The sequence below is a fragment of the Bradyrhizobium iriomotense genome, from assembly GCF_018129405.1.
Taxonomy (GTDB): Bacteria; Pseudomonadota; Alphaproteobacteria; order Rhizobiales; family Xanthobacteraceae; genus Bradyrhizobium; species Bradyrhizobium iriomotense_B.
In genome coordinates, this window is sequence record NZ_JAFCLP010000001.1 from 621,599 (window position 1) to 643,714 (window position 22,116).

General features: G+C 65.1%; 16 protein-coding genes. 7 read left to right on the top strand and 9 right to left on the bottom strand.

Going from position 1 to position 22,116, the window contains the following annotated elements; genetic code table 11:
* The first annotated feature begins 60 nt into the window (after positions 1-60).
* A complete protein-coding gene (locus JQ592_RS02610; RefSeq protein ID WP_211401348.1) occupies positions 61-1,638 on the top strand; it encodes a fatty acid--CoA ligase in 1,578 nt (525 codons plus the stop codon).
* A gap of 124 nt (positions 1,639-1,762) precedes the next feature.
* On the opposite strand, the gene JQ592_RS02615 is transcribed toward JQ592_RS02610, so the two are convergent.
* Positions 1,763-3,037, bottom strand: a complete 1,275-nt coding sequence (locus tag JQ592_RS02615; protein ID WP_211401349.1) for an acyl-CoA dehydrogenase family protein — start codon at positions 3,035-3,037, stop codon at positions 1,763-1,765.
* 212 nt (positions 3,038-3,249) lie between these two features.
* Here JQ592_RS02615 and JQ592_RS02620 point away from each other — a divergent pair, with 212 nt between their 5' ends.
* Positions 3,250-4,029, top strand: coding sequence for an enoyl-CoA hydratase-related protein (locus JQ592_RS02620; protein ID WP_211401350.1), 780 nt, complete (start codon positions 3,250-3,252; stop codon positions 4,027-4,029).
* Between the two features lie 211 nt (positions 4,030-4,240).
* On the opposite strand, the gene JQ592_RS02625 is transcribed toward JQ592_RS02620, so the two are convergent.
* Genes JQ592_RS02625 through JQ592_RS02635 form a run of 3 tightly spaced genes read right to left on the bottom strand, consistent with a single transcriptional unit; the run spans position 4,241 to position 6,393 of the window.
* The gene (locus JQ592_RS02625) at positions 4,241-4,618 is read right to left on the bottom strand and encodes a DUF6285 domain-containing protein (RefSeq protein WP_211401351.1); all 378 of its coding nucleotides are present in this window, start codon (positions 4,616-4,618) and stop codon (positions 4,241-4,243) included.
* A gap of 3 nt (positions 4,619-4,621) precedes the next feature.
* On the bottom strand, positions 4,622-5,608 hold the full coding sequence (locus tag JQ592_RS02630) for a phosphotransferase family protein (RefSeq protein ID WP_211401352.1): 987 nt from the start codon (positions 5,606-5,608) through the stop codon (positions 4,622-4,624).
* On the bottom strand, positions 5,605-6,393 hold the full coding sequence (locus JQ592_RS02635) for an enoyl-CoA hydratase/isomerase (RefSeq protein ID WP_211401353.1): 789 nt from the start codon (positions 6,391-6,393) through the stop codon (positions 5,605-5,607). The genes JQ592_RS02630 and JQ592_RS02635 overlap by 4 nt, the downstream gene beginning before the upstream one ends.
* Positions 6,394-6,585: 192 nt before the next feature.
* Here JQ592_RS02635 and JQ592_RS02640 point away from each other — a divergent pair, with 192 nt between their 5' ends.
* From JQ592_RS02640 to JQ592_RS02650, 3 genes are all read left to right on the top strand, one after another.
* Positions 6,586-7,365 (top strand): SDR family NAD(P)-dependent oxidoreductase, encoded by a 780-nt coding sequence (locus tag JQ592_RS02640; RefSeq protein ID WP_211401354.1) that lies wholly within the window; start codon positions 6,586-6,588, stop codon positions 7,363-7,365.
* A gap of 110 nt (positions 7,366-7,475) precedes the next feature.
* Entirely contained in the window at positions 7,476-7,856 is a 381-nt protein-coding gene (locus JQ592_RS02645; protein WP_211401355.1) for a VOC family protein, read from the top strand.
* Between the two features lie 320 nt (positions 7,857-8,176).
* Positions 8,177-9,454: an acyl-CoA dehydrogenase family protein gene (locus tag JQ592_RS02650; protein WP_027558632.1), complete on the top strand. Its 1,278-nt coding sequence runs from the start codon at positions 8,177-8,179 to the stop codon at positions 9,452-9,454.
* Positions 9,455-9,644: 190 nt separating this feature from the next.
* Here JQ592_RS02650 and yghU read toward each other — a convergent pair whose 3' ends face one another.
* Positions 9,645-10,520 carry a glutathione-dependent disulfide-bond oxidoreductase gene (gene yghU, locus JQ592_RS02655; protein ID WP_211401356.1) on the bottom strand — a complete coding sequence of 292 codons (876 nt, stop codon included), beginning with the start codon at positions 10,518-10,520 and terminating at the stop codon, positions 9,645-9,647.
* A gap of 386 nt (positions 10,521-10,906) precedes the next feature.
* Here yghU and JQ592_RS02660 point away from each other — a divergent pair, with 386 nt between their 5' ends.
* A complete protein-coding gene (locus JQ592_RS02660; protein ID WP_211401357.1) occupies positions 10,907-12,040 on the top strand; it encodes a nitronate monooxygenase in 1,134 nt (377 codons plus the stop codon).
* 115 nt (positions 12,041-12,155) lie between these two features.
* Entirely contained in the window at positions 12,156-13,682 is a 1,527-nt protein-coding gene (locus JQ592_RS02665) for an acetyl-CoA acetyltransferase (protein ID WP_211401358.1), read from the top strand.
* A gap of 121 nt (positions 13,683-13,803) precedes the next feature.
* Here the strand turns inward: JQ592_RS02665 and JQ592_RS02670 are convergent, their stop codons facing one another.
* The 4 genes from JQ592_RS02670 to JQ592_RS02685 form a co-directional block, all read right to left on the bottom strand.
* Positions 13,804-15,000 (bottom strand): efflux RND transporter periplasmic adaptor subunit, encoded by a 1,197-nt coding sequence (locus JQ592_RS02670; RefSeq protein WP_211401359.1) that lies wholly within the window; start codon positions 14,998-15,000, stop codon positions 13,804-13,806.
* Positions 14,987-18,166 carry an efflux RND transporter permease subunit gene (locus JQ592_RS02675; protein WP_211401360.1) on the bottom strand — a complete coding sequence of 1,060 codons (3,180 nt, stop codon included), beginning with the start codon at positions 18,164-18,166 and terminating at the stop codon, positions 14,987-14,989. The genes JQ592_RS02670 and JQ592_RS02675 overlap by 14 nt, the downstream gene beginning before the upstream one ends.
* Before the next feature lie 166 nt (positions 18,167-18,332).
* The gene (locus JQ592_RS02680) at positions 18,333-20,027 is read right to left on the bottom strand and encodes a methyl-accepting chemotaxis protein (RefSeq protein WP_211401361.1); all 1,695 of its coding nucleotides are present in this window, start codon (positions 20,025-20,027) and stop codon (positions 18,333-18,335) included.
* Positions 20,028-20,262: 235 nt separating this feature from the next.
* Complete coding sequence (locus tag JQ592_RS02685) at positions 20,263-21,954, bottom strand: methyl-accepting chemotaxis protein (RefSeq protein ID WP_211401362.1); 1,692 nt, start codon at positions 21,952-21,954, stop codon at positions 20,263-20,265.
* Positions 21,955-22,116 lie beyond the last annotated feature (162 nt).

A 22,116-nucleotide genomic window follows, 5' to 3' on the forward strand; every position in this document is an offset into this window, starting at 1 on the left:
CTTCACCCGCGGATGACGCCACACTCCCCGCATAAAAAACAAAACGCCCACGGGAGAAACATGTCCACACAGCCATTGGCTGACCTCGCCGACATGGTGCGCGAGCGCGCGAGGAGCCGCGGCAGCGCCATTGCATATGAGTTCGAGGGCCGCGCCACCAGCTTCGCGGAATTCGACGTCAAGACCAGCAAGGTCGCGAACGCGCTTGTAGCCATGGGCGTGAAGAAGGGTGATCGCATCGCCTATCTCGGCAAGAACAGCGATCTCTATTTCGAGCTGCTGCTGGGCGCGATGAAGGCCGGCGTGGTGATGGCGCCGGTGAACTGGCGGCTCGCAGCGCCGGAGGTCGCCTTCATCGTCTCGGATTGCAGGGCGCCGGTGCTGTTCGTCGGGCCGGAGTTCATCACGCAGGTTCGCCAGATCAGGGACCTGATCCCGGGCGTGCGCACCATCGTCACCACCGAGGGCGGCGCGCCGGAGTGGCAGGATTTTACGGCCTGGCGCGATGCGCAGAGCGGCGATGATCCGAACGTGCCGATCGACACGAAGGACATCGCGATTCAGCTCTACACCTCGGGCACGACGGGCAAGCCGAAAGGCGCGATGCTCTCGCACGCAAATTTCCTGAACCTCGTGCAAACAGGCAATGCCGCGGACAAGCCGGAGTGGAACCGGTGGTCGACCGACGACGTCTCGCTGGTGGCGATGCCGATCTTCCATATCGGCGGTTCGGGGTGGGGCGTGATGGGGCTCTATCACGGCGCCCGCGGCGTGATCGCACGCGAGTTCGATCCGACCAAGGTTCTGGATTTCTTCGAGCAGTCGGGCATCACCAAGCTCTTCATGGTGCCGGCGGCGATGCAATTCGTGGTGCGGCAGCCGCGCGCGAAGACGGTCGATTTCTCCAGGCTGAAATACATGCTGTACGGCGCCTCCCCGATTCCGGCGGCGCTGCTGAAGGAATGCATCGAGGTCTTCAAATGCGGCTTCGTGCAGATGTACGGCATGACCGAGACGACGGGGACCATCGTCGCGCTGCCGCCGGAGGACCATGTCGAGGGTCTGGAGCGGATGCGCTCGGCCGGCAAGGCGCTGCCGGGCGTCGAGATCGCGATCCTCGACGCGGACGGCAAGCCGCTGCCGCCGCGTCAGGTCGGCGAGATCGCGACGCGCTCAGGCTCCAACATGGTGGGCTACTGGAATTTGCCGGAGGCAACCACTGCAACGCTGCGCGACGACGGCTGGCTGCGCACGGGCGATGCCGGCTACATGGACGAAGACGGCTACCTCTACATCCACGACCGCATCAAGGACATGATCATCTCCGGCGGCGAGAACATCTATCCCGCCGAGGTCGAGAGCGCGCTGTGCGATCACCCGGATGTCGCCGAGGCCGCCGTGATCGGCGTACCCGACGACAAATGGGGCGAGGCGGTGAAGGCGGTGGTGGTGATGAAGCCCGGCAAGCAGGCCACCGCCACCGACATCATCAACTTCACCCGCGAGCGCATCGCCGGCTACAAGACGCCGAAGAGCGTGGAGTTTTTGCCAGCGCTGCCGCGGAATCCGTCGGGCAAGATCTTGCGGCGGCAGCTGCGCGAGCCGTATTGGGCGGGGAAGGATCGACGGGTGAATTGATCCCGCGGTGCCGTAGGGTGGGCAAAGGCGCAAAGCGCCGTGCCCACCATCTCATTCCGTATTCAAAGGATCGTGGGCACGCTCCGCTTTGCCCACCCTACGATAGCTGCGCTAGCAGCGGCAGTTAATGCTTCCCCGGCCCCATATAGCCGAACAGAAACCCCGCCACCTTCCGCATCTGGATCTCCTCGCTGCCCTCGGTGATGCGGTAACGGCGATGGTGCCGGTAGATGTGCTCGAACGGCTTGTGGCGTGAGTAGCCCATGCCGCCGTGGACCTGCATGGCGCGGTCGGCGGATTCGCAGCACAGGCGGTTTGCCCAATAGTTGCACATCGAGACGCGGTCGGAGAGCGTGCGCTCGATCTGCTCCTCGGTGAGCTGGTCCATCTCCCAGGCGGTCTTGCGGATCAACAGGCGCAGCATCTCGGCTTGCGTGGCGAGTTCGACCAGCGGGAACTGGATCGCCTGGTTTTCCGCCAGCGCCTTGCCGAACGGCTTGCGCTCGCGCGCGTATTTCACACTCTCGTTGATGCAGTAGACGGCAGCGCCCAGCGAGCTCGCCGCCTGGCGGATGCGGTTCTGATGGACAAAGCACTGCGCCAGCGACAGGCCGCGGCCGACCTCGCCGAACTGCGCATCTTCAGGCACGAACACGTCGTTAAAGCTCACGCGGGGATGGTCGGTCGGCATGTTGAAGGTCCACATGTACTCCTCGACCTTGACGCCATGGCTCTTGGCCGGCACCAGGAAGCTGGTGATGCCGCGGGCATCTCCGTCATTGCCGCTCGTGCGCGCGAACAGCGCACAGTGGGTGGCGACATGCATGCCGGTGGTCCACATCTTCTCGCCGTTGATGATCCAGCCCTTGACGTTGTCGCGGGTTGCCGGCACCGCGCGCGTCTCCATGTGGGTGGCGTCCGAGCCGTGATGCGGCTCGGTCAAACCAAAGGTGATGCGATACTTGCCCCTGATCGAACCGTCGATCATCGCCTTCTGGTCGTCGCGGCCGTAACGGTCGAGCATGGTGACGACGGGGAAATTGCCGACGATGGAATGTTCGTTCTGGAGATCGTTGTGCAGGCCGAGACCCTTTGCGGCAAAGTGCTCGCGGATCACGGCCATCCAGAGATTGGAGCCGTCTCTGCCGCCATACTGCTTCGGCACCGGAAAGCGCAGATGCCCCGCGGCATCCGCAAGATCCTTCGCCTTCCGCAGCAGCGCTTCCCATTCATGACGCGGCAGGCCGCCATTCTCGAAATCGGTGCGCGCCCATTCGCGTCGATGGTCGAAGAAGCGGATGTTGTCGTCGGCCTCCTCCAGCGGCTTGATCTCGCGTTCGATGAAACGGTCGAGCTCTCCGAGATAGGCGACGAGATCGGCAGGCAATGAGAAATCCATAGCTCTCTCCCGGATTGACTTTTTCGTTTTGCGTTAAGGCGCTAGGCGCACCTTTGCTTCTCGCGATTAAGGTGAGAGGAGCGCGCGCAAGTCAAGCAAGTCGAGGCGTGACGGCTACGCAAGGCGCACCAGCGCAATTCGATGGTGCTCGAGCGCCGACGCGCGCTAGTATGACGCCGATATTCCTTCAGAAGAAAATGCGGGAGCGCGCGATGGAGCTGAAATTTTCCAGGGTGGAACGCAAGGGGCCGATCACGATCGTCACGCTGTCGCGGCCCGAGGTCTACAACGCGCTGCACACCGATGCGCATTTCGAACTGCAGAAGGTGTTCGACGATTTCTCCGTCGATCCCGACCAGTGGATCGCGATCGTCACAGGCAGCGGCGACAAGGCGTTCTGCGCCGGCAATGACCTGAAGTGGCAAGCCGCCGGCGGCAAGCGCGGCTGGGACAAGGGCGGCTTTGCCGGCCTCACCTCGCGCTTCGATTGCGACAAGCCGATCATCGCTGCCGTGAACGGCGTTGCCATGGGCGGCGGCTTCGAGATCGCGCTCGCCTGCGACCTCATCATCGCCGCGGAGAATGCGACCTTCGCCCTGCCCGAGCCGCGCGTGGGCCTTGCCGCACTCGCCGGCGGCCTGCACCGCCTGCCGCGACAGATCGGGCTGAAGCGCGCCATGGGCATGATCCTCACCGCGCGCCATGTCAGCGCCAAGGAAGGTTTTGAGCTCGGCTTCGTCAACGAGGTGGTGCCGCAGGGCGAGGCGCTGACGGCCGCGCTGCGCTGGGCCGAGATGATCACGAAGAACTCGCCGATGTCGATCCGCGCGTCCAAGCAGGCGATCCAGCGGGGGCTAGCCGTGTCGCTCGAGCAGGCGATCGCCGAGCAGCGCGACTATCCGGCCGTGCAGGCGATGGCGGTCTCGCAGGATTACATCGAGGGGCCGAAGGCGTTCTCGGAGAAGCGGCCGCCGAAATGGGTGGGGAAGTAGAAACGCTCTCCGAGTAAGGCAGCAGCGCACCGCAAGATGTCGTGCGCAACGATACCTCCCCGAGTCGTCCCGGCGAAGGCCGGGGCCCATAACCACAGGGAGGAGTTTGGCGAAGACTCGTCGTTTGGTACTCCTACCGCTCATAACCGATAGATTCCGCGGTATGGGTCCCGGCCTTCGCCGGGACGACGATGGAAATGTGCGGGGGTGCCTACCCGCCTCGCGACAACTCCCGCTTGTAAGACGCATAATTCGGCTGATCGACCGCCAGCTTGTCCATCGTGGTCGCCCACAGATGCTCGGCGAGGCCCGGGGTTGCGAGATCAGTCTCGCCGATCGCGATGCGATCGGCAAGAATGCGGTTGAGCTCTGTCACCGAGCCGTCCACGCCGAGCAGCGCGCGCAGGCGCTCCACCTCCTTCGCGTCGCTCCCCTCCTCCTGCGTCAGCTGCCGCGTGACGAGATCGAGGATGTTGATGGCGACGCGCAGCTTGAAGGCCTGATGGCCGGAGATCAGCGGCGTGATGTCGTTGCGGAGGAAGTCGGCGACTGACTTGGTCAGCTCGACCGGGGTCGGCTCGTCCTGCATGTGTCAACTCCCGCGCGGCGCCAGAAGCCGCAACAGATCGATCTCGGTTTCGGAGGCGCGGCGGCCGATCATGGCGCGCTCCATGGAATGGTCCGGGCCTTCGCGAAACCGCTGCATCATGCCGCCGCACATGATGCCCCAGCGCAGCGTGCCCATCACCTCCCAGAACTTCACGCGCGCTGAATCGACCTTGCGGCCTGCCGCCTCATAACCGGCGAACAATTCCTCGCGTGTGCCAAAACCGCCGACGGGCTTGTCGATCTCGCCGAAGCGCCAGGAGTTGACGCAGACCCAGCCGAGATCCTCCATGGGGTCGCCGAGATGGGCGAGCTCCCAATCGAGCACGGCGCGGACACCGTCAGGGCCGATGATGAGATTGCCATTGCGGAAATCGCCATGCACCAGCGTGGTCTCCGCCGACGGGCCCGGATCGTGGTCGCGCAGCCAGCGCAGCGCCAGCTCGAACACGGGCTTTGGCCAGTTCAGGCTGCGATAGTCGCGCTCGAACTCGGAGATCTCCTGGGTCGCGTTCCGGCTGCGCAGCTCGGGCAGCTTGCCCAGCGGCAGACTGTGCAGGCCAGCGAGAATGCCGCCGATCTGCCGCGCGAGATGCGGCCGCGCCGCCGCGAACGTGTCATCGCGAAGAATCTTGCGGGCGATGGTCTCGCCCTCGACGCGCTGCATGATGAAGCCGGTGCCGAGATCGTCCTCAGCCGTCAGCACATGCATCACGCGCGGCGACGGCACGCCGGCCTCGAACGCGAGCTGCATCAGCTGCGCCTCGGCGGCGAGGCCCGCCGCGCGCGTTGGAGCCGCGCCATAACCCTTCGGCGAGCGGCGCAGGATCGCGCCGATCACACCATCGGGATGCACGATGTCGAAGCGCCAGGTTTCCTGGCTGGCACCGCCGGACAGCTTTGCCGCGCCGGTGACGCCGGTCGCCCCCTTGCACCAGCGCGCGACGCTGCGAGAGAGTTCGACCTCGATCATTTGCCCTTGAACTGCGCGGGACGCTTCTCAAGAAATGCGCCGACGCCCTCGCGAAAATCCTGGGTGTCGCCGGCACGGAGCTGGCACTGGAATTCGAGATTGAGCTGATCCTCGAAAGAATTTTCCGGGCTGTCCCAATAGAGCTTGCGGATCAGCGACAGCGCGACCGTCGGGCCGCTGGCGAGATCGCGCGCGAGCTTCATCGCCTCCTCCATCAGCACGCCGTCGTCGTAGACGCGGTTGACGAGGCCCCATTCCAGCGCCTTCTCGGCCGGCAGCCGCTCGCCCATCAGCGACAATTCGATCGAGCGCGCGCGGCCGACGAGGCGCGGCAGCAGCCAGGTCGAGCCGCAATCCGGAACGAGGCCGATGCGGCGGAACGCTTGAAGAAAGTAAGAGGACCGCGCACATAAAATCATGTCGCCGAGCAGCGCGAAGCTCATGCCGGCGCCCGCCGCCGGCCCGTTGACCGCCGTGATGATGGGGCAGTGCAGATTGCGGATGCGGCGCAGGAAGGGATGAAAGCCGGTCTCCAGCGTCAGGCCGGCCTTGGTCTTCTTCGACTGGTTGTTGCGGCCCTGGAGATTGGCGCCGGTGCAGAACGCGCGGCCCGCGCCGGTCAGCACGACACAGCGCACCTCGTCCTTCTTCTCCTCGATCGTGTCGAGCGCCTCGGCAAGGCCGCCGAGCATGTCCATGGAGACCGCGTTCATCACCTCCTGATGGTCGAGCTTGAGGATCGCGACCGAACCATCGAAATCGAGCGTGACGTGCTTGAACTGCATTGTTTCCTCGTCGGTTGCCGCCTGCGTCAGTTTCGCAGACCGGAATTAGTTTTGCCGGGGCGCATATTTGATTTTTGGCGCGGCCTTGTCCATGGTGACGAAAGCATACCCCACCGTCATATCGCATGATCTTGCGCGCACCGGCTGACGCGCGCCATACCAAAAAACCTTGCCAAAAACAGGAAACGCGCCATGAACATTTTCGACCTCTCCGGCCGCGTCGCCGTGATCACCGGCGGCAATGGCGGCATCGGGCTCGGCATCGCACAGGCGCTCGCCGGTCAGGGCTGCAACGTCTCGATCTGGGGCCGCAATGCTGACAAGAACAAGGCTGCTGCCGCGAGCATGGCAAGCCTTGCCGGCAAGGTCGACAGCCGGGTCTGCGATGTCACTGATCCGGCCTCGGTCGATGCCGCGATGAAAGCCACGCTCGACATTTTCGGCCGAGTCGATGGCTGCTTCGCCAATGCCGGCATCGGCGGCGGTGGCCGGCGGTCCTTCATCGAGCGCACCGAGGAGGAATGGCGCACGATGTTCGCGACCAATCTCGATGGCGTCTTCCACGCATTCCAGGCCGCCGCCAGGCACATGACCGAGCGCGCCAATGCCGGCGATCCCTTCGGCCGGCTGGTTGCGACCTCGAGCCTGGCCTCGATCTTCGGCACCGCGCGCAACGAGCACTATGCCGCGACGAAAGCCGCGATCAACGCGCTGGTGCGCGCGCTCGGCGTTGAGCTGGCGCGCCACGGCGTCACCGCGAACGCGATCCTTCCGGGCTGGATCAAGAGCGACATGACCGCGGGGCTGATGGCCAACGACAAGTTCGTCGCCAACGTGATGCCGCGGATTCCGCAGCGCCGCTTCGGCGAGGCCTCCGATTTCGGCGGCATCGCGGTGTATCTGATGAGCAAGGCGTCGTCGTATCACACCGCGGACACGTTCGTGATCGACGGCGGATATACCGCGTTTTGAGTCTCGTAGCCCGGATGGAGCGAAGCGTAATCCGGGATTTCCAGAAGCAAGCAAGACCCGGATTTCGCTGCGCTCCATCCGGGCTACAGACTCTGAGGGGGATAGGGCAAATGTTCTCGCACGTGATGATCGGCACCAACGACCTGGACAAGGCCAAGGCGTTCTACGACAGCCTGCTGAGCACACTCGAGGTGCGGCCGGCCAGGGTCGACGGCCATCGCATCTTCTACATCACCAAGACCGGCGTGTTCTCGGTGTCGAAGCCGATCAACGGTGAGCCGGCGACGGCTGCGAACGGTGGCACCATCGGTTTTGCCGCCAACTCGCCTGAGCAGGTCGACAGATGGCACGCCGCCGGTGTCGCCGCCGGCGGAACGCCGATCGAGAATCCGCCCGGCATCCGCGAGGGCGCGGGAAACAAGCTTTATCTCGCCTATTTGCGCGACCTCGACGGCAACAAGATCTGCGCGATGCACCGGATGGCGAGCTAGGTCTGGCCACACGGTCAGTGTCGTCCCGGCGAACGCCGGGACCCATTACCCCGGGGAGAAGCTGTAGCGCGAAGCTGGCAACTCCGAGCCTTCGCAAAACTATTGCTGCGGCGTATGGGTCCCGGATCTACGCGCGCTTGAGGCGCGCTTGTCCGGGACGACGTCGGTGAGAGATCTCGCCCCTTTCAAACAACATTTCAAACGCCCTCGCGATATTCCATCGCGTGGCATGGGTCGCCGTGAAAAATGCGCGCTCGCACTTTTGCCGCGCTGCGACTATTCTTGCGTACAGCATGAACGCAGCGTCCCCGGGAGGAACAATGACAAAACACGCCTACATTCCCCGCACCACCAACTACACGCTCAATCCGGGCGACGAGCTCAACGACCTTCGCATGTCGGACCAGGTCCGGCCGCTCTACGACCACGTCAAGAAGTTCATCCGCGACACCGTCGAGCCGATGTCGATCGAGTTCGCCAAGGCGGGCGAAGGCAAGGAGGATCGCTGGAGTTTTACGCCGAAGCAGCTCGAGGTGCTGGAGAAGGCCAAGAACAAGGCCAAGCAGGAAGGCCTCTGGAACTTCTTCCTGCCCGATGACGAGACCGGACAGGGCCTGAAGAATCTCGACTACGCCTATATCGCGGCCGAGCTCGGCAAGAGCCCGCTCGCCTCGGAGACCATGAACTGCTCGGCGCCCGACACCGGCAACATGGAGGTGCTGGAGCGCGTCGGCACCAAGGAGCAGAAGGAGAAGTGGCTGAAGCCGCTGCTCAACGGCGAGATCCGCTCCGCCTATGTCATGACCGAGCCGAACGTCGCCTCCTCCGACGCCAAGAACATCTCGACGACCGCAAAACTCGTCGGCGACGAATGGGTCATCAACGGCGAGAAATATTACATTTCAGGCCTTGGCGATCCCCGCTGCAAGATCCTCATCGTGATGGTGAAGACCAATCCGGACGCGGCGCCGAGCAAGCAGCAGTCGCAGATCCTGGTGCCGCGCGACACGCCCGGCGTCGAGGTGCTCGGCCCCATGTACGTGTTCGGCCAGGACCACGCGCCGCGCGGCCATATGCACATGCGCTTCAACAACGTGCGCGTGCCGAAGGAGAACATGCTGCTCGGCGAAGGCCGCGGCTTCGAGATCTCGCAGCTGCGCCTCGGACCCGGGCGCATCCATCATTGCATGCGCACCATCGGCAAGGCCGAGAAGGCACTCGATCTGATGGTGCAGCGCGGCCTCACCCGCGAAGCCTTCGGCAAGAAGATCGCCCATCTCGGCGGCAACATGCAGATCATCGCGCAGGCGCGCTGCGAGATCGAGGCGATGCGGCTGATGGTGCTCAAGGCCGCCAAGGCGATGGACGTGCTCGGCAACAAGGAGGCCCGCGTCTGGGTCTCCATGGTCAAGGCCATGGTGCCCGAGCGCGCCTGCAAGATCATCGACCAGGCGATCCAGATGCACGGTGCCACCGGCATCTCGCACTGGACCCCGCTGGCCGAGATGTACCAGGACGTGCGGCACCTGCGTTTTGCGGATGGTCCGGACGAGGTGCACTGGATGGTGGTCGGCCGGCACGAGCTGAGCATGGCGTAAACCGCCCTCTCTCTTTTCCCCTCTCCCCGCTAGCGAGGAGAGGGTTAGGGTGAGGGGGAGTCTCCGCGAGGACGGTGACAGTCGGACTCGCGGAGAGCCCCCCTCACCCGCCGCGCTCGGACGATGCTTCGCATCGCTCGGCGCGCGTCGGCCTCTCCCCGCAGGCGGGGAGAGGCGAAGAAGCAATCACCTACGTCGCGGGCGCGAGCTTGTCCTGCGTCTTCGTCTCGAAATCGCTGGCGTCGTGGCGCTCGTGGAGCTGGCTGGCGGGATCGCCGGAGACGCGGTTGACCATGCGGCCGCGCTTGACGGCCGGGCGCTTGGCGATCTGGTCGGTCCAGCGCTGCACGTTCTTGTAGTCCTGCACCGACAAAAATTCGCCGGCACCGTAGACCAAGCCCTTGGCGAGCGCGCCGTACCAGGGCCACACCGCGATATCGGCGATGGTGTACTCCTTGCCCGCGAGGTACTCGTTGTCGGCGAGGCGACGGTCGAGCACGTCGAGCTGGCGCTTGGTTTCCATAGCAAAGCGGTCGATGGCGTATTCGATCTTGAACGGCGCATAGGCGTAGAAATGGCCGAAGCCGCCGCCGAGATAGGGCGCGCTGCCCATCTGCCAGAACAGCCAGGACATGGCTTCGGTGCGGGTCTTGATGTCTTTCGGCAGGAAAGCGCCGAACTTCTCGGCGAGGTAGAACAGGATCGAGCCGGACTCGAACACCCGTATCGGCTCCGGGCCCGAGCGGTCCATCAGCGCCGGGATTTTCGAGTTCGGGTTGATGTCGACAAAGCCGCTGCCGAACTGGTCGCCATTGCCGATCCTGATCAGCCAGGCGTCGTATTCGGCCCCCTTGTGGCCGAGCGCCAGCAGCTCCTCCAGCATCACCGTGACCTTCACCCCGTTCGGCGTCGCCAGCGAATAGAGCTGGAGGGGATGCTTGCCGACCGGCAGTTCCTTGTCGTGGGTGGGGCCGGCGATCGGGCGGTTGATGCTGGCGAACTGCCCGCCATTCTCCTTGTTCCAGGTCCAGACTTTGGGCGGCACGTAGGCGGGGGCGTCGGTCATGCGGGGCTCCGGCGGAAAGATGCGCCTGCATTAATTAGCCCGCCAACGGCCGATGACAAGGGCGCGGAAATGCATTGCCGGACGGGGCAACTCTACGTTTTGTCATGGCGCCCCCTCCCTGCCGTCATTCCGGGGCGCCCGCAGGGCGAGCCCGGAATCCATCGCACCGCCAGGAATGCTCTGAGACATGGATTCCGGGTTCTCGCTTGCGCAAGCCCCGGAATGACGGCGTCACTTAGGACGCCGCGGCCTGCGGCCTGCGGATAGAGCGCGACGTCTACACACAAGATGCCTCGCCGAATCCGGCATGTCATCGATCGGCTAGCGTCAATTTGCTTTGCCAGCGAAAGCAACGAGAACGCGAAGGCAGCCGCCGGGAGAGAACCATGAAATCGCCGATCTGCGACATGCTGGGCATCGAGTTCCCGCTGCTCGCCTTCAGCCATTGCCGCGACGTCGTCGCCGCCGTCAGCCGCGCCGGCGGCTTTGGCGTATTAGGGGCCACCGTGCACACGCCCGACACGCTCGAGCGCGAGCTGAAATGGATCGACGACCACGTCGACGGCAAGCCCTACGGCATCGACGTGCTGATCCCCGAGAACATCTCGACGGCGGGCGAGAAGGACGTCACCTGGAAGAGCCTGGAGGCGCGCGTGCCGCAAGAGCACCGCAACTACACGCGCGATCTTCTGAAGAAATACGATATCGAACTGACCGCCACTGAGGTGGCCGACAATCAGCCGCAACCGTTCGACGGGAAGACCGCACTTCAATTGCTCGAGGTCTCGTTCAATCATCCGATCCGCCTGATCGCGAATGCGCTGGGCGTGCCGCCGAAGGCGATGATCGAGATGGGCAAGAAGCACGGCGTGCCGGTCGCAGCGCTCGTCGGCGCCAAGGAGCACGCCCTGCGCCAGGTCGCGGCCGGCGTCGACATCCTCGTGGTGCAGGGCACCGAGGCCGGCGGCCATTGCGGCGAGGTCTCGACCATGGTGCTGGTGCCGGAGGTGATCAAGGCGATCAAGCCGATCCGCGACGTGCCGGTGCTGGCGGCCGGCGGCATCATGACGGGACGGCAGATGGCCGCCTGCATGGCGATGGGCGCGGCCGGCGCCTGGACCGGCTCGGTGTGGCTCGCCACCGTCGAGGCCGAGACCACGGAAATCTTCCGCGAGAAGATGATCGCGGCGTCCTCGCGCGACGCGGTGCGCTCGAAGGGCCGCACCGGCAAGCCGGCGCGGCAGCTCCGCTCGGTCTGGACCGATGCCTGGGACCGCGCGCCGGAGAGCCCCGGCGCGCTACCGATGCCGCTGCAAAGCATCGTCAGTCGCGACGCCTTCAACGCGATCGACCGCGCGGCAGCGGCCGGAAACGCCAAGGCGCGCGATCTCGTCAGCTACTTTGTCGGCCAGGGCGTCGGGCTGATCGACTGCGTGAAATCCGCGGGCGCGGTGGTGCAGGAGTTCAAGGAAGATTTTGCCGAAGCCGTCGAGCACATGAATGCGCTGGTGGCGGAGTAGCATCCACATCGTCATTGCGAGCGCAGCGAAGCAATCCAGACTGCCGACGCGGAAAGATTCTGGATTGCTTCGCTGCGCTCGCAATGACGAACAACTGATATCGTGAATTGAGGCCATGACCGACAGGACCAATATCCCCGAAGACCGCATCCCCGTCATCGTCGGCATCGGCGAGATCGTCGACCGCCCCAACGAGATCACCGCGGGCCTCGAGCCGCTCGATCTGCTCGAGCAGGCGCTGCGGCGCGCCGAGCAGGACGCCGGCGCAAAGCTGCTCGGCGAGGTGCAGTCGCTCGACGTCGTCAACTTCCTGAGCTGGCGCTATCGCGATCCGGAGAAGCTTTTGGCTGAGCGCCTCGGCGTCGCGCCCGCGCATTGCTACTACGGGCCGGTCGGCGGCGAGAGCCCGATCCGCTACATCCACGAGGCGGCCAAGCGCATCGCGCGCGGCGAATGCACCGTCGCCGCGATCTGCGGCGCGGAGGCGCAATCGACCGTGACCAAGGCGGAGCGCACCGGCGTCAAGCTGCCATGGACACCGTTCGCACATGATGTCGAGGAGCCCAAGCGCGGCGCGGCGTTCCAGAAGCCGCTGGCGGTGAAGCTCGGCGTGTTCCGGCCAGTGACCGTCTATCCGTTCTATGAAGCCGCCTCCTCCGCGCATTGGGGGCAGACGCCGCGCGAGGCGATGGCGGAATCGGGGACGCTATGGTCGCGCTATTCGGAAGCCGCCGCGCAAAACCCCAATGCCTGGCTGAAGCGGCGCTATACGCCTGACGAGATCACGACGCCGACGGCGGACAACCGGCTGATCGCGTGGCCCTACAACAAGCTCATGGTCGCCAATCCCAGCGTCAACATGGGCGGGGCGCTGCTGCTGACCAGCCTTGCCAAGGCGCGCGCGGCCGGCATCGCGGAAGACAAGCTGGTTTATCCGCTTGGCGGCGCCTCGGCAGAAGAACCACGAGACTACCTGCTGCGCGACCAGTTCTACGAGAGCCATCCGCAAAATGCGGTGCTGAAGGCGGTGATGAACCTCGCCGGCGGCGACGGCAGACAATTCGACGCGATCGAGCTCTACAGCTGCTTCCCATGCGTGCCGAAGATGGCGCGGCGGACATTGGGGTTGGGCCCCGACGTGCAGCCGACCGTGACCGGCGGCCTCACCTTCTTCGGCGCGCCACTCAACACCTACATGACGCACGCGGCCTGCGCGATGGTGCGGCGTGTGCGCGACGGTGCAAAGCTCGGCCTGCTCTACGGCCAGGGCGGCTTCGTCACCAAGCATCACGCGCTGGTGGTGGCGAAAGCGCCGCCGCGCGAAGCGCTGGCGCAGGAGACGAGCGTGCAAGGCGAGGCCGACCACAACAAGCGCGCGGTGCCGGAGTTCGTGACGGAGGCTTCGGGCAAGGGCAAGGTCGAGAGCTTTACGGTGCTCTACGGCCGTGGCGGCGATGTCGAGCATGGCGTGGTGATGCTGCGGACGCAGGATGATCGCCGCACGCTGGCGCGAATTCCAGCGAGCGATGGTGCGACGCTGGCGCGTCTGCTCGACATGGAACGCACGCCGGTGGGCTCGCTCGGCGAGATCACGATGGCCGCCGATGGTGTGCCGGAGTGGCGGGTGGCGCAGCTCTCGTAGGGTGGGTTAGCCGAAGGCGTAACCCACCACTGTTCGTATCCGCAGAGACAGAAGAGGTGGGTTACGCCCAGCGAACTGCGCTTTGCGCAGTCGCAAGGCTAACCCACCCTACGAAACCGTCCTAGCTCTTCGGCGGCTGCTTCTCCGACGCAGTCGCCGGCTTGCCGCCGGTGCCGGTCACGCGCACCTGATCACCGTCGGAGAGACCGTCCGGCGGAGCGGTGATGACGCGGTCGTCCGGCGCGATGCCTGAGGCGAGCTCGATCTCGCGACCGAGATCGCGCGCTATCGTCACGGTCTTGAACCGCACCTTGTCGTCCGCACCGACCGTCGCAACGCGCAGGCCGCTGCCGTTGAAGATCAGCGCGCTGGCGGGGATGCTGAGCGGCGCGGAGTCGCGCTGGAGGTTCAGTTTCACGCTGGCGTAACCGCCGGGCATCAGCTCGCCGCTGGAATTGTCGAGGCCAAGCTGCATCCGTGTCGTGCCGGAGGCGACGTCGACGGCCTGCGAGGACGCCTCCACCGTCGCCTGGAAATTCCGGTTCGGATACTCGGGCAGCGCGATGGTAGCCTTGGCGCCGATCCTGATCGCCGGCACGTAGTTCTGGGGCACGTTGACGTAGACGCGCAGCTTGGTGATGTCTGATATCACGAACATCGCCGGGCCCGAGCCGCCGCCGGCATTGATCAGCGCGCCGACGTCGGTGTCGCGCGCGGTGACCACGCCGTCGAACGGCGCGGCGATCTTCTTGTAGCCGGCGAGCGCTTCCAGCCGCTCGACATTGGCTTTGCCTGAATTGACGGCGGCATTCTTGTTGGAGAGGTCGGCGGTGCGCTCGTCGATCTCCTGCGCGGAGACGAAGTTGGAGGCGACCAGCGTCTTGCGCCGGTTCAGCGTCGCCTCCGACAGCCTTGCGCTGGCCTGCTGGCTGGCGAGGTCGGCGCGGGCCTGCAACAGCTGCTGATCGAGATCAGGCGCCTCGATCTCGGCGATCACCTGCCCTGCCTTGACGCGGGCGCCGATGTCGGCGCTCCAGCTCTTCAGATAACCGCTGACGCGGGCGAAGATCGGCGCGCGGTAATAGGCCTCGAGCCGTCCCGGCAGATCGATGGTGGCGTTGAGGGCCTTGGCATTCGGCAGGGTCACCGCCACGCTCGGAACCGCCTGATCGTCGGTCCATTCCTTCAGCTTGGAGCCCTGCTCCTCGCGGGCGCGGATGCCGGTGCCGACGACAAGGCCTGCCGCAATCAGCGCCACCACGCCGAAAATGCCCAGTTTCCGGTGCGACACCGCCGAGCGGAATTCAGTGGGCGACATGCGAAGTCTCCAATGAGGCGGCGGCTTTGGCGCCTTGGTTCTTGTGGACCATGCTGAACACCACGGGAACGAACATCAGCGTGGCGAAGGTTGCAAAGATCAGGCCGCCGATCACGGCGCGGCCGAGTGGTGCGTTCTGCTCGCCGCCTTCGCCCAGCCCCAGCGCCATCGGCGCCATGCCGATGATCATGGCGAGCGCGGTCATCAGCACGGGCCGGAACCGGACGAAGCCGGCTTCGAGCGCCGCGGCGATGGGATCGCCGAGCTCCTCGTAACGCTCGCGCGCGAATGAGATCACGAGCACGCTGTTGGCAGTGGCAACGCCCATGCACATGATCGCTCCGGTGAGCGCCGGCACCGACAGCGTGGTCTCCGTCATGAACAGCATCCAGACGATGCCGGCGAGCGCGGCCGGCAGCGCCGTGATGATCACGAACGGATCGGACCAGGACTGGAAGTTCACGACGATCAGGAAGTAGATCAGCACGACGGCCCCGAGCAGACCGAACAGAAGGCCGGTGAAGGCGCTGTTCATGGTCTGCACCTGGCCGAGCAGCACCACGGAGGAGCCCTTCGGCACCTCTTTCGCGGTGTCGGCGATCACCTGGCGGATATCGTTCGACACCGCGCCGAGATCGCGGCCCGAGGTCGTCGTAAAGATCTGCACCATCGACTGGATATCGTATTGCGACACCACCGCGCTCGAGGTCGATCGCTTGATGTCGGCGATGCCGCCCAGGATCGGCGACTGCGCATTGCCGGCGGCCGTGATCGGCAGCGTCTGCAGCGCGCTGAGCGAGTCGATCTGGTATTGCGGCGTCTGCATCACGATCGAATAGGAGACGCCGTTATCAGGATTGAGGTAGTAGGTCGGCGCGACCTGCGATGAGCCGGCGAGGTTGACCACGAGGCTGTTGGTGACGTCGCGTTCGGTCAGACCGACATATTGCGCGCGGGTGCGGTCGACATCGATGTTGAAGGTCGGGTTGCTCGGCGATTGCTGGATGCGCGCATCGGCCACGCCCGGAATGCGCCGGACCTTCGCCAGCAGATTGTTGGCATAGGCAAAGTTGGCGCCGAGATTGGCGCCGCGGATCTGCAGGTCGATCGGCGCGGGTGCGCCAAAATTCAGGATCTGGCTGACGATGTCGGCCGGCAGGAACGCGAAGCTGACGCCGGGGAACATGCGCGGCAGCTGCTCGCGCAGCACCCTCACATGCTCCTCCGTCGGCTTGTGGCCTTCCTTCAGCTTGATCTGGATGTCGCCGTCCTGCGGGCCGATCACGCCGGTGTTGTTGTAGGTCATGTTGATGCCGGAGATCGGCATGCCGATGTTGTCGGTCATGGTCTCGATCTCGCCCGGGATCAGCTTGCGCACCGCCTTCTGCACGTCGGCGAGTTGGTTGGCGGTCTCCTCCACGCGGGTACCGACCTGGGTGCGCACATGCATCAGGATGTTGCCGGCATCGACCGCGGGGAAGAAGTTGCGACCGAGGAACGGCACCAGCGCGAAGGACGCGCCGACGACGCAGATAAAGCCGATCACGAATACGGCGCGGTGCGCCAGGGCGAGGCCGAGCAGACCGCGATAGCCGCCCCGGATGCGCTCGAACCGCGCCTCGAAGCCGCGCTGGAACCAGACCAGGGGATTGCGCGACTTCGGCGGCCCTTCCTCGTGACGGACATGGGCCTTGAGCAGATAGTTCGCCATGGTCGGCACCAGCGTGCGCGACAGGATGAACGACCACATCATCGCGAACATCACAGCTTCCGCCATCGGCACGAACAGGAAGCGCGCGACGCCGGTGAGGAAGAACATCGGCACGAACACGATGCAGATGCAGAGCAGCGACACGAAGGCCGGCGTCACGATCTGGTTGGCGCCGTCGAGGATCGACTGCTCGACCGGCTTGCCCTGCTCCAGGTGGTAGTTGATGTTCTCGATCGTCACGGTGGCGTCGTCGACGAGGATGCCGACCGCGAGCGCGAGGCCGCCGAGCGTCATGATGTTCAGCGTCTCGCCGATCGCCGACAGCATGATGATGGCGCCCAGCACCGAGAGCGGGATCGAGACCGCGATGATGATGGTCGAGCGCCAGCTGCCGAGGAACAGGAGGATCATGACGCTGGTCAGCAGCGCCGCGATCACGCCCTCGAAGGCGACGCCTTCGATCGCGCCGCGGACGAACACCGACTGGTCGCCGATGAAGCCGATCTTGAGCGCATCCGGCATCTGATCCTTGACCTCGATCACCTTCTGCTTGATGCCGGCGATGATATCGAGCGTCGAGGTCGCGCCCGCCTTCAGCACCATCATCAGCACCGAACGGTTGCCGTCGACATGGACGATGTTGGTCTGAGGCGGATTGCCGTCGCGCACGCTGGCGACGTCGCGCACATAGACCATGGCGCCGTTGACGGTCTTGATCGGCAGATTGCCGAGCTCGTCGATCCGGAGCGGCGAGTTGTTGAGCTGGATGTTGTATTCGAACTGGCCGATCTTCTGGGTGCCGACCGGCGTGATCAGGTTCTGGGCGGCCAGCGCATTGGCGACGTCCTGGCCTGATAGCCCGCGGGCCTGGAGCGCGGTCGGATCGAGATCGATCTGGACCTGGCGCTGCTTGCCGCCGAACGGATACGGGATCGCCGCGCCGGGCACGGTCACCAGTGGCGTGCGAAGCTGGTTGATGCCGATATCGGCGAGGTTCTGCTCGGTCAGGCCGTCGCCCGACAGCGCCACCTGGATGATCGGCACGGTCGAGGCGGAGTAGTTCAGGATCAAGGGCGGCGTTGCGCCCGGCGGCATCTGCTTGAGCAGTGTCTGCGAGATCGCCGTGACCTGTGCGTTGGCGGTGCGGATGTCGACATTCGGCTGGAAGAAGATCTTGATGATGCCGAAGCCGTTATAGGAATTGGCCGTGATGTGCTCGATGTCGTTGACGGTCGTCGTCAGCGCGCGCTGGAACGGCGTGGTGATGCGGCCGGACATCTGGTCGGGCGGCAGGCCGGTGTACTGCCAGACTACGCCGATCACGGGAATGCGAATGTCCGGGAAGATATCGGTCGGCGTCCGCAGCGCCGCCAGCGGTCCGATGATCAGCAGCAGGAGCGCCAGCACGACAAACGTATAGGGCCGGCTCAGGGCAATACGGACCAGAGCAATCATGCGCCAGGCAATTCCAGGTCAGGCAGGGATACGGAATCCGCCCCCGAGGGGATCCTGCCTCCCCTTTACCCGAGCACCGCCGGAAACGCTAATGACCAAGGACCGCTCTGCATTCACTTCCCTGCTACCGCACTGCGAAATCGACATCGCAGCTATGCGGCCGGGCCTATGCGGCGCGGACGGAGTTCAGGAACTTGCCGACCTCGAGCTTGAGCCGGTTGGAGTCGCGCGACAGCATCTGCGCGGCGGACAGCACCTGCGAGGAGGCCGCCCCGGTTTCCGATGCACCGCGCTGGACGTCGCCGACATTGGACGAGACCTGCTGGGTACCGTGGGCAGCCTGTTGGACGTTGCGGGCAATTTCCTGGGTGGCCGCGCCCTGCTGCTCTACCGCCGCGGCGATCGCAGAAGCGATTTCCGACAGACGCGCGATGGTGCCGCTGATCTCGCCGATGGCGCTGACCGAATCCTGCGTCGCCGTCTGGATGCCGCCGACCTGCTGGCCGATCTCGCCGGTCGCCTTCGCCGTCTGCTCGGCCAGTGCCTTGACCTCGGAAGCGACCACCGCGAAGCCTCGGCCGGCCTCGCCCGCGCGCGCCGCCTCGATCGTGGCGTTGAGTGCCAGGAGGTTAGTCTGGCCCGCGATCGCATTGATGAGCTCGACGACATCGCCGATCCGCGCCGCGGCCCGCGACAGCTCGCTGACACGTTCGGTGGTGGCATGCGCCTGGCTGACGGCCTCGCTCGCGATCCGGGTGGAATCCTGCACCTGCCGGCCGATCTCGCGCACGGAGGATGACATCTCCTCGGCGGCCGACGCCACCGAATGGACATTGCTGGAGGCCGCCTCCGAGCCGGATGCGACCACCGTCGCCAATTCCTGTGCCCGGCCCGCAGTCGAGGACAGCGTCGAGGCCGAAGCCTCGAGCTCGGTCGCGGCCGAGGATACGGTCTCGACGATCTCACCGATCGCGGCCTCGAAGCCGTCGGCGAGCTTGGTCATGTCGGCCTTGCGTTGCGTCTCGGCGCGGCGCTGCACCGCCTGCACCTCGTCGCGGCTGAAGCGGATGATGGTCTGCACGGTCTGGAGGTTGCGCAGCGCCTCGCCGATCTCGTCATCGCGGTCGATGACGATGCGGTTGTCGAGCTTGTCCTGCACGAGATTGACCAGGGTGTCATTGAGGTGCTGCATAGGCCCCTGGATCGCGCGCATGGTCGCGACGCCGGCAAAGCTGGCTATAGCGGCGCCGACGACCGCCAGCAGGGCCAGGACCAGGCTGGTCGAGCCGCTGGTGGAGAGCGCACCGCCGGCACCGAGCCCAAGCATGAACAGCGCCTGGAGCGCCATCGTCGTGACGAGGCGCGCCTTCAACGTGCCGGTGAAGATGCTGAAGCGATCGAGCAGCGAGCGGCGGCGGATGATGCCGGCATCGATGCGGTAGCCATGCGGCTTCTTCTCGCGGATCGCAGCATAGACCTCTTCAGCCAGCTTGCGCTGGTCGGCCGGCAACCTGGTGCGGATGGAGGTGTAACCCTTGACCTGGCCGTTCTCCCGGATCGGCGAGGCCGTCGCCAGCACCCAATAGAAGTCGCCGTTCTTGCGCCGGTTCTTCACCGCGCCGAGCCAGGGCTTGCCGGCCTTCAGCGTGTCCCAGAGATTGTCGAACGCCTCCGGCGGCATGTCCGGGTGACGGACGATGTTGTGCGGCTGGCCCATCAGCTCCGCCGACGTGAAGCCGGCAGCGGCGAGGAAGTCCTCGTTGAAGTAGGTGAGCTTGCCCTTGAGGTCGGTGCGCGAGACGATCAGCGTCTCGTCACTGACAGGGTATTCGACGTCGGTGACGGGAAAATTCTTGCGCATCTGGGCCCCCAGGGCGAGATTCGGTATGGACTCATTCCAACCGGGGCTGCCGCCGTGCGAAACAGCCCGCGCACGATTCTTGTAAATCGAATTTAACCATCGATGAAACGGCGGGCCCGTACGATTACGGGTAGTCCAACATGATGCTACCTGTAGGCGACATCATGCTACCGCCAACAGAAACGGGCGGCGCTTGCGGCGCCGCCCGTTCGACGATGAATGGTGCCGTTGCGCCTTACGCCGCGCGGACGTTGGTCAGGAACTTGCTGACCTCGGTCCTGAGCCGGTTCGAATCGTTCGACAGCATCTGCGCCGCCGACAGCACCTGCGAGGAGGCCGTGCCGGTCTCGGTCGCACCGCGCTGCACGTCGGTGATGTTGGAGGAGACCTGCTGGGTGCCCTGGGCCGCCTGCTGCACGTTGCGGGCGATCTCCTGGGTCGCCGCGCCCTGCTCTTCCACGGCCGCGGCGATCGCCGAGGAGATTTCCGACAGGCGCTCGATGGTCGAGGAGATCTCCTTGATCGCACCGACCGAATCGTTGGTTGCCGCCTGGATGCCGGAAATCTGCTGGCCGATCTCGCCGGTCGCCTTCGCGGTCTGCTCGGCGAGCGCCTTCACCTCGGAGGCGACCACGGCGAAGCCGCGGCCGGCTTCGCCCGCGCGCGCCGCCTCGATGGTCGCGTTCAGCGCCAGGAGGTTGGTCTGGCCGGCGATGGTGTTGATCAGCTCGACGACGTCGCCGATGCGGGACGCCGCCTTGGAGAGCTCGCTGACGCGCTCGGTGGTGGCGCGCGCCTGGCCGACGGCGTCGCCCGCCATCCGCGCCGATTCCTGCACCTGACGGCTGATCTCGCCAACGGACGAGGCCATCTCCTCGGTGGCCGAGGCCACGGACTGCACGTTGGTCGAGGCTTCCTCCGAAGCGCCGGCAACCGTGGTGGCCAGCCGCTGGGAGCGGTCGGCGGTCGAGGTCAGCGTCGAGGCGGAAGCTTCGAGCTGGGACGAGGCCGATGAGACAGTCTGGACGATCTCGCCGATCATCGTTTCGAATTCGCGGGTGATGTTGTCGACACGGCGGCCGCGCTCGATCTTGGCCTCGGCATCGGCCGCGGCGGCCTCGTCGGCGGCCTTCTTGGCGATCAGCGCCTCCTTGAAGATCTGGAGCACGTCGGCCATGGCGCCGATCTCGGTCTTCTCGCCCCGGTGCGGGACCTCGGCGGAGAGGTCGCCCTTGCCCAGCGCCTGCATCGGCAGGGTGATGGAGTTGATGCCGCTGGAGACGTCGTGGACGAGATAGAAGCCGACACCGATGCCGACGATGATGGCGGCGCCGAGAATGATCGAGACCAGCATGAACGCGAAGGAATAGCTGTCGGCGGCATCCCGCGCAGCCTGGTCGCCGCCCCTGGTGTTGAGGTCGATATCCTTGCGCAGGATTTCGTCGGACTGGATGCCGATCTTGTTGGCGGTCTTGACGTTCAGCTCATGCGACTCGTGCGGGACCTTGCCGACTTCCTTGCGCGACAGCGCAAAGACCTCGTCGGCGCTCTTCTTGTAGTCGTCCCACAGCTTGGACCATTCGGTGTAGAGCGCCCGCTCCTCCGGCGAGCTGATCATGGTCTCGTAGGTCCGGCGGGCCTTGGCCAGGGTCTCGCTGGTGGTGATCGCGGTCTTTTCCATCGCGAGCTTTTCTTCCAGGGTCTCGGCCAGCATGTGCTCGCGGACCACGCTGCGATAGGTGATGACAGAAGCCCGGAGTTCGCCCAGCACCCGCACGCTCGGCATCCAGCTCGTTGTGATGTCGACTGTGTTGGCGTTCATCGACCGCATCTTCATGACGGCGAGCAGGCCCATGCCGGCCATCGTGACCAGCAGGAACGCCACGACACTGATGATCTTGGCGCGGATGGAAATGGTAGCGAGCATAATAAGGTCTCTTTGTGCTGGCGCGGTGCGCATCCGAAAGTTTTACGAATCAACCAAAGGGAGCAGCACCGACATCCGACACCAGAGCACCTGCGCCGATGTTAACTACGACTCCGTACGAGTACGGAAGCCCGAAACAAATGAACAGGCAGCTAAGAATGC